Source organism: Calothrix sp. CBUCES-K 9914 (genome assembly GCF_059640475.1).
In genome coordinates this window covers 40,066-52,325 of the sequence record NZ_JBXXZH010000034.1, presented here as the reverse complement: position 1 = coordinate 52,325, position 12,260 = coordinate 40,066, and the positions used below count along the sequence as shown (strand labels likewise).

10 protein-coding genes and 1 CRISPR repeat array are annotated in these 12,260 nt (G+C 39.7%); of the genes, 6 read left to right on the top strand and 4 right to left on the bottom strand.

Annotation, left to right across the window (positions count from 1 at the left end):
* Nucleotides 1-506 (bottom strand): alanine racemase (locus AC2JBO_RS10615; protein ID WP_496953615.1); only part of this gene is annotated, 506 nt, incomplete at its 3' end.
* A 465-nt stretch (nucleotides 507-971) separates the two neighbouring features.
* Between AC2JBO_RS10615 and AC2JBO_RS10610 the strand changes: the two genes are divergently transcribed.
* From AC2JBO_RS10610 to AC2JBO_RS10595, 4 genes are all read left to right on the top strand, one after another.
* The gene (locus AC2JBO_RS10610) at nucleotides 972-1,469 is read left to right on the top strand and encodes an HNH endonuclease (RefSeq protein WP_496953614.1); all 498 of its coding nucleotides are present in this window, start codon (nucleotides 972-974) and stop codon (nucleotides 1,467-1,469) included.
* 452 nt (nucleotides 1,470-1,921) lie between these two features.
* Complete coding sequence (locus AC2JBO_RS10605; RefSeq protein WP_496953613.1) at nucleotides 1,922-3,193, top strand: DHH family phosphoesterase; 1,272 nt, start codon at nucleotides 1,922-1,924, stop codon at nucleotides 3,191-3,193.
* A gap of 148 nt (nucleotides 3,194-3,341) precedes the next feature.
* Nucleotides 3,342-4,490, top strand: a complete 1,149-nt coding sequence (locus AC2JBO_RS10600; RefSeq protein ID WP_496953612.1) for a SpoIID/LytB domain-containing protein — start codon at nucleotides 3,342-3,344, stop codon at nucleotides 4,488-4,490.
* A gap of 157 nt (nucleotides 4,491-4,647) precedes the next feature.
* Nucleotides 4,648-4,953: a hypothetical protein gene (locus AC2JBO_RS10595; RefSeq protein WP_496953611.1), complete on the top strand. Its 306-nt coding sequence runs from the start codon at nucleotides 4,648-4,650 to the stop codon at nucleotides 4,951-4,953.
* 422 nt (nucleotides 4,954-5,375) lie between these two features.
* On the opposite strand, the gene AC2JBO_RS10590 is transcribed toward AC2JBO_RS10595, so the two are convergent.
* The 3 genes from AC2JBO_RS10590 to AC2JBO_RS10580 all read right to left on the bottom strand — a co-directional run bounded on the left by AC2JBO_RS10590 (nucleotide 5,376) and on the right by AC2JBO_RS10580 (nucleotide 10,788).
* Nucleotides 5,376-6,656 carry a hypothetical protein gene (locus tag AC2JBO_RS10590; RefSeq protein ID WP_496953610.1) on the bottom strand — a complete coding sequence of 427 codons (1,281 nt, stop codon included), beginning with the start codon at nucleotides 6,654-6,656 and terminating at the stop codon, nucleotides 5,376-5,378.
* Between the two features lie 74 nt (nucleotides 6,657-6,730).
* Nucleotides 6,731-7,057 (bottom strand): hypothetical protein, encoded by a 327-nt coding sequence (locus AC2JBO_RS10585; RefSeq protein WP_496953609.1) that lies wholly within the window; start codon nucleotides 7,055-7,057, stop codon nucleotides 6,731-6,733.
* Nucleotides 7,058-7,389: 332 nt separating this feature from the next.
* Nucleotides 7,390-8,150: direct repeats of the CRISPR family, unit length 37 nt; unit sequence GTTTCAATCCCTGATAGGGATTAATAGAAGTTTAAAC.
* A 373-nt stretch (nucleotides 8,151-8,523) separates the two neighbouring features.
* Entirely contained in the window at nucleotides 8,524-10,788 is a 2,265-nt protein-coding gene (locus AC2JBO_RS10580; RefSeq protein ID WP_496953608.1) for a GumC family protein, read from the bottom strand.
* A gap of 800 nt (nucleotides 10,789-11,588) precedes the next feature.
* Here AC2JBO_RS10580 and AC2JBO_RS10575 point away from each other — a divergent pair.
* Nucleotides 11,589-11,801, top strand: coding sequence for a glycosyltransferase (locus tag AC2JBO_RS10575; protein WP_496953607.1), 213 nt, complete (start codon nucleotides 11,589-11,591; stop codon nucleotides 11,799-11,801).
* 123 nt (nucleotides 11,802-11,924) lie between these two features.
* Entirely contained in the window at nucleotides 11,925-12,257 is a 333-nt protein-coding gene (locus tag AC2JBO_RS10570) for a hypothetical protein (protein WP_496953606.1), read from the top strand.
* Nucleotides 12,258-12,260 lie beyond the last annotated feature (3 nt).

Here is a 12,260-nt window from a genome sequence, read left to right as displayed (position 1 = left end):
ACAAACTCTCCTGCTTGCTGCCAGTTGGTTCCTAAACGCGACATTCCTGTATCGAGCTTAATATGTACAGGTAAACAATGTTGATTATCAATGGCTTCCAAAACGTCGGAAAAAACTAAAGCTTGTTTTGGACTGCATAACGTTGGTTGAAGTTGCCAACTCGCTATCGCATGAATTTGTTCGGTGGTTTGTGCGGCGCCTAGTAATAGAATTGGTGCAGTAATACCAGCTTCGCGCAGTTGGATACCTTCTGGAACTGTTGCAACTCCTAACCAACTTGCTCCAGCTTCGAGTGCAGAAGAAGCAATTATAACTGCTCCATGACCGTAACCATCAGCTTTCACGACCGCCATTAACTGCGTTTGCTTACCTAGTAAAGAACGCAACTGCTTAACATTATGCTCTACGGCGCCTAAATCAATTTCAACCCACGCACGCTGCTGCATCCAAGAATAGGTATTTCTTTCCTTTGGAGCAATGTCCAAGAACTGCTCATGGCTTAACATATCTATACAACTCCCTACACCACACAATAATTTCGGGTTTTAAATCTGGTTGTGAAACCGAATACTATATATATTCAATTCTCCAGCCGCAACTCCGAATAATCACGAAGTTTAACGCCCAAAACTAGATTCACACAAGAGCAAGTCGATATATCAATGTAACAATCTGTAACCAATTGTTAACCTGCTCAAAAATCTTTCTGAAAGAAGGAATGTAGCATATGTTACTTTGTACACAGGTAATAAAATTGAAGAAAAAGCAGCATTAGTAAAAGAAAACAAGCAATACTTAACCAAAGTCGGTGTACCAACAGTGTGTATAAAATATCTTAATATATCCAAAATTTCTGGTTATCCCAAGCTTTTTACGCGGCTTGATATATGTATAAATTGTGTTAGTATCGCAATCCTGATCGAATTCGTGTTAATATATGTAAAACTAATACCTTGAGCGTTTTTTAATCAATGGGGAAGGTTTTAGTATTAAACGCCTCTTACGAACCGCTTAACATCACAAGTTGGCGCCGTGCTGCTATCTTGCTGATTAAGGGCAAAGCAGAACAGGTTGAACATAACGGCAAATTTCTTTACGCTGACTTTCCACTGCCGACCGTCATCCGGTTAAGGCACTATGTCCGCGTCCCTTACAAAGAAATTCCATTAACCCGTCGAAATATATTGCACCGCGACGGGCATTCCTGTCAATACTGCGGGTACACCGGAGATGAATTGACACTTGACCATGTGATTCCACGCTCGCGCGGAGGTGGAGACAGCTGGGAAAACATTGTAACGGCGTGTGTTCGCTGCAATGTTAAAAAAGGCAGTCGAACGCCGCAAGAAGCGAACATGCCACTACGCCATACGCCTCGTCGTCCTTATAGTAGTCTCTATTTCGAGGTAAGTAAGCACCTCAAAACTGGGACGCATAAGGAATGGCAAAAATACGTCATCGGTTTATAGATTTACTACTTTATATTAAGAAATGTAAAGAAGTGAAATCCAATCGATAACGCTCGCACTGCGATGCGCTGTTTTGCGACGAACTTTTAGAGTTTAGCAGAGAATATCGTGGTAGGCAACTATTGCCTTGAAATATTTTTTGCTTGTGTACGTGTGGGTTAAGGGTTGGACATTGGGCGCCGATGTGTGGTGGCTGTCCAAAACGCGCTCTATTTGCGTGGAAGTTTTATAGCGTCTGGGTTTGGGTGTTCCTGGTATATTGGTGCTAAGAACAATGTATATTTATTGGTAGCGGTGATGTAGAAGACTGGCATAATATTAAGATGCCAAGCTTAGATATTTTTGCGAAAATTATAAGTGTGTGGCTAGCCCATTGAAGTATGGGTTGCTGGTTATCGTCTGGATTGTCCAACAAGTTAAGGAGCCTCACCCCAATCAAAAACAAATTCTTTATGCAACTAAATTCCTCCCTTTCTCAGCTTGAGAGTCTTACTTTGACAAACGATTCACATTCTGAAGAAACAGATATAGACCTTGATGTTCCCCTAGTCAGGCAACCCGTTGTGAATGGAACAACGGGTGAAAATGGATTGGGGCAGCGTAATGGCTGTTTAGCATATCAAAAATCCGAAGAACTACAGCATACACTAGCTGGGCGCCGACACGAGCGTCATTTAATAGTGTTGCAAGATTTTCCAGACCCAGATGCACTATCTTCGGCATGGACTTATCAGTTAATAGCACAGCAATATGATATAAAATGTGAAATTATTTACGGCGGGACATTAAGTCACCAGGAGAATATTGCGTTAGTAAAGCTAACAGGTTTACCAGCGCAGCGATGGACTCCACCAACTTTAAAAACAAAAGATTTATCTTCTTATCAAGGTTTTGTCTTAATCGATAACCAAGGAACGACTTCGCAGCTATTATCAGCAGTTCTGCAAGCGAGACTGCCGCTGATTGCCGTTATCGACCATCATAGTATACAAGGAGAACTCAAAGCTGAATTTACGGATATTCGTCCTTCGGTACGGGCAACCGCAACAATTTTTACCCAGTACCTGCAAACGGGTTTATTGACGCTTGACAGCAGCATCAGTCAACATGTTAAATGTGCTACTTCCTTGATGCATGGTTTGCGTTCCGATACAAATCGGTTAATGCAAGCACAGGAAGAGGATTTTATGGCAGCAGCGTATTTGAGTCGGTTTTATGATGCTCAACTGTTAAATACTGTATTACTAGCGAACCGCTCGAAGCGAGTGATGGATGTTATAGAGCGGTCGTTGAAAAATCGTATCGTTCAGAACAACTTTTCCATTGCTGGAGTTGGGTATCTACGCTATGACGACCGTGATGCTATCCCCCAAGCGGCAGATTTTCTTGTGACAGAAGAGAACGTTCATACAGCTGTAGTATATGGCATTGTTCACGACGAAGACGAAGAACTCGAAGTCGTGATTGGTTCGTTGCGAACGAGTAAGTTAACGCTAGACCCTGATGAGTTTATAAAAGAAGCTTTTGGGCAAGACAGTAGTGGAAGGTTTTTTGGTGGTGGACGTACTAGCGCAGGTGGTTTTGAAATTCCGATGGGCTTTTTGTCAGGAGGAAACGAAAACTCTAGTTATGCCAGAATGAAATGGGAAGTCTACGACTCGCAAATTAAGCAGAAGTTGTTGAGGCTTGTTAATCCTAAAGACAACCCTATTCAGTCTGAATAAAATTTTAATCAACCTAAGTAGAGACTTGAAAACCGGAGGTTTCCCCGAAGGGCAATTTACCTGCGGTACACTCCGCTCTGCACGTCTCTACATTTTGTGGTGAACGTTAGACACATATAGAGGAATAGGAAACAAATTTTTACTTGGCATGAAAATCCAACTTAACTTCGCTTCGTTATTCTCCCAATTTAAACTGCATCACTGGTGGTTTGGGATTTTGTTGTCGATAGCGATGGTTGCTCCTGCTCAAGCAGCGGTAATTTTGCGTATTGCAATTGAACAGAACGTTAAACAGGTAAGAGTCGGTAGTTCAACGACTGCGGTTTTAAAAGATGGTAGCGGTCGGACTTTGGGACAGTTACCTGCGATGAGTGCATATTTTGCTCAACCAGTACCTGGGGGTGGAGTTGCGCTCGATAAATGGCGTTCCGGTTTATTTTGGATTGAACCGACAGGAAAGGGATTTGTATATATTGGTGATAAGTGGTATCGAGGTAGAACTTTAGTAGTTCCAACAGGTCAAGGTTTAACTGCGGTCAATTGGGTAGATTTAGAAGAGTATCTTTACAGCGTTATTGGTGGTGAGATGGACTCGCGTTGGCCTTCTGAAGCGTTGAAAGCACAAGCTATTGCCGCGCGTACCTTTGCGATTTTTGAGCGTGAGAAACGTCGCAACGACCCAGTGTTTGATTTAGGAGACAGTCCAGACAAGTGGCAAATATATAAAGGAGTGATAAGTGAATCTCCCAGTACGTTAGATGCGGTTGATAAAACAGCAGGGCAAGTATTAACTTATAACAATCGAATAATTCTTTCAGTATTCCATGCTTGTTCGGGTGGACATACAGAGAATGTGGAAGACGTTTGGGGAAGTAAAGAACCTTACCTACGCGCGGTTCCAGACTTTGACCAAAACATTCCTGAATGTAGTTGGCAAAGAACTTTTTCAGCAGCAGAAATTAGTCAGCGCTTTCCTGAAATTGGAACAGCCAAACAAATGGTGGTAGATGCAGTATCGCAATTTGGAAGCGTTCGGTCATTGCGTATTGTTGGCGATAAAGGTACTAAGGTACTGCGTGGTGAAGATGTACGTACAGCATTGAAGTTAAGAAGTACCCGTTTTGCCGTTACTAACGTTCCCGGTGGTAATTTTTTACTTCAAGGAAGAGGTTATGGTCACGGTGTTGGCATGAGTCAATGGGGCGCCTATAATTTAGCATTACAACGCGCGAATCATTTGCAAATACTAGCTTATTACTTCCGAGGTGTAGCATTATCACCAATTAAAGCTAAATAGTGCTGAACTCTGAGTCCTGAGGAATGGAAGTAGGGTGCGTGACGCTATAACAATCGTAAAATCAAACTAATGAACGAGTAGCGTCACGCACCTTACAAGGCTCTTTCTTATAAAAAAGCGTTAAAATAGGCGCAAATAAGGTTAGTTTAGATTTACTATGACTGCACCTACAGAAATTCGTGAACGAGCAATAGCGTTGCTTGAAAAATTACCAGGAGAATCTTTAGAAAGGGCAGTTGAATTTTTAGAAGCCCTTTCTCATGAAGCTTTACAGGTATCAGAAGCGCCAAAGTCTAAAGTAGATGAAGCAGCTTTACTTCAAGTAATTCAAAAACGTTTGCCACCCGAACAACAAAACAGACTAGCTTACTTACGTCAGCGCAACGAAGATGAAGAAATTACAGACGCAGAGCATCAAGAACTCCTTACATATGTTGATCGCGTAGAACAACAAGATGCTTAACGTGTGGGAGCCTTGATTCAACTCGCCCAACTTCGCTCATGTGATGTAAAAATATTGATTGACGAATTTTTGCCTGAAGCTGTTATGGGTGTAATAGTCACAAACATTCTAAAATTAAGGGACTTGATCTAGAAACTAGAGAAAAAATTGCGCTGTATAATCCTCGGCAGCAAGTTTGGAGTGATCATTTTGAATGGAATGATGATTTTACACAGGTAATTGGCAAAACACCTTGTGGCAGAGCAACAGTTGATGCATTGCATTTAAATCGCTTTGGTGTTGTTAATCTACGTCGTTTGTTGAGGAGTGCAAATTTACATCCACCAGAGTAATATCATGTCCTGTTATATCCTAAGTTTAGTAAAGTCTTATATAAAAGGGCGGGCGCCTGTTGCCCACCCCACAAGATTGTTGATTTAATCTTAATTACCTTCTTCTAAATAATCTTGATTATCTTGTTCTAAACGTTTAATTTCTTGGTCGAGTAAATCGGTTTCTGTAGAGTAAGCTAGATTTTCGTTGCCAATGATTTTTTGGGCAGCGAATTGCTTCGCAAACTCGATTTTGTTTTGTAATTCTTGGCTGATATTAGATAGTAGTTTGGCACGAGATATTCGTTCGGAGTTCCTTTCGGTAATTTTGGTATTGCGCCATTGAATCCAGAAGTATCTAATTAATGGTATAACTAGAAATCCTGTACCGTAAGCTAATAGTAACCAGTAAATACCTTGGACAAACCCTACAAGTCCACCTAATTTGGCAGCGACAACACCACCACGCAGTAAACTACCAAGAACTAAGGCGCCAACGAAGTTAGCAATACCTAAACCAGCACTAAGCATAATTTGTCCAGAGTCAGCTGCACTGAACTTCCATTTAAACTCTTCTAGATAAGATGCTATGGCATGGCACCGTCGTTTAACTGCACTGACCTGTAATTCGGGGAAGTAGTAAACAATTTCTCCTTCTGGACTCACTTGTGGTTGACCGTTAAACCGCGTCAACGTCGGAAGCATGTAATCTTCGTATTCTTGCTGGTATTTTTCGCCGATGTTATCTAAGTATGGCGATATTTGTTCAGCAACAACGGCGCCACGATTATCACTGATAACAGTAGCAATTTCTTGCCATCGACGTTCTTCTAAGTTAGCATTTGGGTTGCCATCACCGAATAAGAACGAGAAAACAGCCTCAAAGAAATTTAGTTCACGCTTTTCACGGCGCCGTTCTCGATAATGCCTATCATAATTGGGAGTTAAGAACCACCAAAAATCAGGGAAGTAAAAGAAACCACCACCAGAGCTAGAACCCCAACTACGACCACCACCACCGTTGTCACGGTCGGACATCGCAGAAATTATAAGAATTATTGCAATGCTGATTAAAGCAATCGAAGCAACAAGAAAAATACCAAAAGAAATTCTAATTATGTAAAATAAAATACCCCAAATTTTATTCCACCATTCTTGCAACTTAAGCTTGAAGTACTTATCGCGCAAGACATCACGGAAGTTTTTAGGAAATAAGTATACAATGTCGCCAGTATCAGCAACTTGTAAATGACCTCCAGCATCAGAGGCTAAAGCTAACAAACCTTGATTGGCTTGTGCGACGTTTAAACCAACTTGGGTAGCGACATCACCAACGGTGACACGGTATCCCAATTGTTCAACAGCCCGCATTATCGAAGGATTGGGAGCCATTCTTGGTCTCCTGTAAAAAATAACTCTACTTCAAGTATAAAGTTTGATTTTTTCAGTGTGGGATACTCAAAGAATTAGCGTGCTTCTAGTTTTTTCACACGTCCCTCTAAAGTATTAACTTGCTGTTTGAGTTCCACTACGAGAGTTGCTAGCCTATCAAACATTTGGTCACGCTGTGTAGTGCGACGTGGGGTCGTCCGTGATGTTGTAGGGGCGCCTTGTTGTGAAGGCGAAGCGCTAAATCTCGCCTCTATGTTAGCCAAACGAGACTCCAGGCGATTAAAATCAGTTTCCAAATTATACAAGCGAGACTCAATCAACTGAGAAGAAGCAGTTCTTGCAAATAAACCACTCCAAAGGACGATGGCTAAAAATAACACCATTAACAATCGAGATAACATATCACTCAAATTTAAATAATATCTAAACTTTCGTTATGAGTCGCGAAAGTAGGGTGCGTGACGCCATAAGGAATTTCAACGTAGTTATAAGACTTGTAGCGTCACGCACCGACTCATAGTTGTGACAGTACTAAGGATTTAAATTACATCATATAAAAATTTTCAAAAGTATATATGTATCTTGGGATAGGTTTCAACTCCTAATAATGATTAATCCATATCCACTCTAATAACACCGATTTAAAATTAACCGCAAAGGGCACAAAGAAAAAGATAAGATTGAGAGTAAATATTCTACTGGAAAGAAAGTAATGTAGTATTTACAAATGATAGTTTCAATCCCTAGTAGGGATTAATAGAAGTTTAAACGGGTGGCATACTTTTAAGCCAGAGAAGTACGGTGCTGTTTCAATCCCTGATAGGGATTAATAGAAGTTTAAACCAATACTTCTTTATTTTGACGGCACCAATTATTGGCTGTTTCAATCCCTGATAGGGATTAATAGAAGTTTAAACGACAGCCCCAAGACCCAGCTAACAGGGAACGATGGAAACGTTTCAATCCCTGATAGGGATTAATAGAAGTTTAAACTCAAGTGCGTTGTCTCCGTCACTTTCGGATACGTTTCAATCCCTGATAGGGATTAATAGAAGTTTAAACTTGAATTTCTACACCCGCTGTCTTCATTTGGCGTTTCAATCCCTGATAGGGATTAATAGAAGTTTAAACTTTCTCATTGATTAGTTGCGTGATTTCTGCAATAGGTTTCAATCCCTGATAGGGATTAATAGAAGTTTAAACTTTATTAAATATTCTCAAGACTATGGTAGCACACGTTTCAATCCCTGATAGGGATTAATAGAAGTTTAAACGCTATAGCATATTCTTTATTGATTGATTTTGCTTTGACGTTTCAATCCCTGATAGGGATTAATAGAAGTTTAAACTTCAACCCATACACCCTTACGGTCGTTGGTTCGGTCGTTTCAATCCCTGATAGGGATTAATAGAAGTTTAAACGTTATAGTTTCGCGCGCGGTTTGGTCGAGGTGGTAGTTTCAATCCCTGATAGGGATTAATAGAAGTTTAAACAGCGGGCACCCAGAAATGGCTTTATATATAGTTCTCAAGGTTCGATTGCGCGGATGGGATAATCTTAGCATGGAAAATATTGGTTGTGTTAGGTCAAAATGGCTGAAAGCCAGTCTGGGCAAGGTGCGCGGGTGTTTTTTGATTTTTTTAGCTTCAAATCCTTATGGGGACTTGGATTGAGCCATTTTCCTTCAATCCTCTTTTTCCACACCTACCCCTCCGCGCATGATACCAAGTTGATGTTGATGAATCGTAGATCAGAGGATGTTTGAAAAAAGGATAATAGTCTTCCCTCTGTTAACTCTGTGCCTCTGTGGTGATAATTTTACCATAGGGACATATGGTGGGTGGTGCATTGTGGTTAGGTAAACTATTAATAACTTTGAACTTGATTTGCGATGATGCCTATTAAATTCAAATTCTCTAATATTTCTGTAGTTTGGGCAATCTCCGCACGGGTTATTTGACCGAGACGCGCGACTAGGACTATTGCATTACATAATGTTGCTAAGATTTGCGCGTCAACGGTGCCGAGAATTGGAGGAGCATCGACTAAAATTAAGTCGTAGCTTTGCTCAAATTCTGTTAGCAGTTGTTTCATTCGTCGCGAACTTAGTAATTTGACTGTATCTTCAAGCAAGGGTCCTGCTGTTAAAACATCTATTGAAGGATGTATTGGCTGGATGTAATCTTTGAATGGTGAATTAATGTCATCGACGAGCAATAGTGATAGTCCCCACTCGTTTGGAAGGTCGAGACATTTATGTAAACTGGGTTGACGTAAGTTTGCGTCTATTATTAGTACTCTGTGGTGTGTCCGCGCGGAACTGACGGCAAGTCCTAATGCTACCGTTGATTTTCCTTCACCTAACGAGGCAGATGTCACCATTAATGATTTATAAGGTAGAGGTGGGTTGAGAATTTGAATGTTTTGATATGCTATGTCTAATGTTTCGTGCGATGGTAGTGGAGCTATTTCTCGAAACGAGTCAGCGACTAAGGCTTTTGTATTGCGTAATGATGATAATGATATTCGTTTATTTTTGGAATGTCTTAATTTGGGCACTATTCCCAACAAACGTAGCTTGGTGATACGTTGCAATTCGTGTGTGGTGTATATCGAATCGTTGAGCAATTCTAAACTCAGAGCTGCAATAATACCAATTATTGGCGCCGCAATCAAACCACCACCTAATATAAACAAGCGACCGCTACCAGTATACACTCCACGCTCTGGCGCCTCCAACATTTTCCAGTCAAAACTACCTTGAGCAATTTTCAAAGAAAGTGACTGCTGTGCTTGCATTAATTGTTCGAGAGTTTTACGGTTGGTTTGAACTTCTCTTAGCAAACGGTTGTATTGTGCTATCAAAGCTGGATATTTTTCCAGTTCAGACTGTAAACGTTTCGCAGAATTTGCTAAACTTTTTTCACTCGCTTCTAAACCAAGCGCTGTTGTCTGCACTTGTACCAATTCTTCAGCAAGTCCAACATCAACTGCTGTCATTTGCCCTTCACCAAGCAATGACTCATTTTGATTAGATTGATTTAATGCTTGATTTATCGCTGCGTCAATTTCTGAATTTTCTAGCTGTGAAGTTTTCTTTCCTGTTTTATCTGAATTCGCGCGCGTTACCTCTTGTCGTAATAAAGCTAACTGATTTTCTCGCTTTTGGACTAGTTTCTGTACTACTGGAGAGTCATTAGTATAGCGGATTTGCTCCTGCGCTAAAGCTAACTCGGTTTTTTGAATTTCGTTTAGTAAAGTTTGATACCTTGTAGATTGACTCAACCGTGATGAAATTGTTGCACTACTTGGTGAATCTGCAAGTTTTTGCTGTATTGCTATGTATCTAGCTTGCACATCCTGTAATTGCGCGCGGGTTGTTTGTAACTGCTTTTGAGTTTCAGCTAGATTATCTAAAATGATTTTTGCCTGTGCTTCTGGGTCAAGTATATTATTTTTCTTGCGAAACGCTTCTAAATTACGTTCAGCAATTACAACATTATTCTTAACTCTGGGTAAACGTTCGTCTAAAAATGCCATTCCCTTTGTTAACCGCTGCTTTTGCTGCTCAATGTTATAATCTCGGTATACTTTAAATAGCGTTTGCAGTACTCGCTTTGTTTTAATAGCGTCGTGGTCTTTATATCTGATATCAAATACTTGGCTAGGTATACGATTTACCCCGTTACTTGCTTCAACGCGCGTTAACAAAAGAGGAGACTTTTGATATTTTTTACCTTTTATATCTTCAACTGTAATATTTGGATAATCTTCACGCAGTAACACTACAGCTTTTTGTATTAACTGATTACTTAGCATCAATTTTAACTGAGCAGTATAGTCAACTACATCTACATTCGAGTCAGTAGAAGAATCGCTATTTCCATCAGCTTGGTTGTTGCCCGACTTTATATTTGTATATAAATCAGGATCAACAAGTAGTTGCATATAGCTCTGGTAATTTGGTTTTGCCAGAATTGCCGCAACAGACGCTGCACTCATAACTATACCAGCTACACCTAATATGAAAAAGCGGCGCCGAATTAAAATTTTCAATAACTGTCTGAAATCAACTGCACTCGGTGAAGATATTGTTACTATTTCTTCCTGTTTAACACCGTTATTAGCCACATTCAAACCCCTTTTTTAAGTTAAACTAAGAAACCGGGTTTTCATACCAAGTTTTTATTTGATTGTAATATCTTGATAAAGAAACTCGGTTTCTCAAGAAGTCATCTAATTATATTATCAACTGTTAAGATGTCATCCGTAGATAGGCATAATACTAATTATACCTATAATCATACTCTTACTCTCTTCCTTTGCTTTCTTTGTCAACCTATTAACTCTGTGTACAGACGCGATTAATCGCGTCTGTACGTGTCTCTGTGGTAAAAAAAATCATTAACTTAAGTAAACCATTTGCTAGTTGTTGCATCAAATATAAAACTTACATTCTCAAAATCAAGAAAAAATCGTTCATCTAATAAACCGTAGAAGCGATATATTCTCGCTTTTTATGGTGCCATTAATTAAGATTTCCGACTTTTTAAAGAAGTCGGGAATTTGACCAGTTGCAGCTTCATATTAAATTGGTCTTAAGCATCAAGAGCGTGGTTGTTTAACTTTAAAAATAATATCTACGAATCAAGCAAATCAACGATGGGTGCTTTCGCATCAAGATAAAGATATTTTAACTTCGCTGTTTTGATTACCTAAAAAGTAAATATTTGTCAAGCACCCAAAGTTAAGTAATTTTGTTTATGAAGTTGAGCGTCGGCAAGAAAGTATCGAGAGCAAGAGCTTATTATTTTGGGCAGCGATAAGTCGTCCAGAAAATGAGGAAGCAGTTATTATATTTGTGGAGCGGTGTTATAAATAATTTTATAAATATTTATTACAAAAAGACTCGGAATATAAACTATATATAGTTGGCGCCAGTCCTTCGTCCGAAAATACAGAGACTAAAGGGTAAAAATATTATCATTACAGGGTTTATCGAAGACCAGACTGATTATTTTGAACGAGCTACAAGTCGAATTGTGCCACTACTTCGAGGTGCTGGAGTCAAATTAAAGACTCTGGAAATGTTGAAAGCTGGTATACCTGTGCTTAGTACTAGTATAGGCACTCCCAGGTGTTGAGCCTAGTAGAAAGTTATGGGTAAGTGATAATTTTGAGGAATGGATTAAATTCATTCTAGAATTTTCCAGCATGTAGTAGCATAAATGAATGATTAGTTTTTGATACGGCTGTTTTAAATAGACATGACATATACACCTGACGACCGTTTGGACTGGACTGAAGCTACACTCGATAGACAAGTTGATGTCAACGCTGATTTACGGACATCAGTTGAAATACTCCAAAATAAAAATGAATCTTTACAAGCGACTGTTGCGGACTTAAGATTTAAAGTCGAAGCTTTAATGTCTATCGCGCTGACGCAGCAAAAGAATTTTGGATTAATTGCCGAGGAGTTGAAGCAGCAAAAAATGGATATTGCCCAACTCCACAAATTTCAATTGAACACCGACAAAGCAATAGAAAAAATTGGAATGATTTTAGAAAAAATGGTTATGCCACAAAGTAAAGTTTAATTT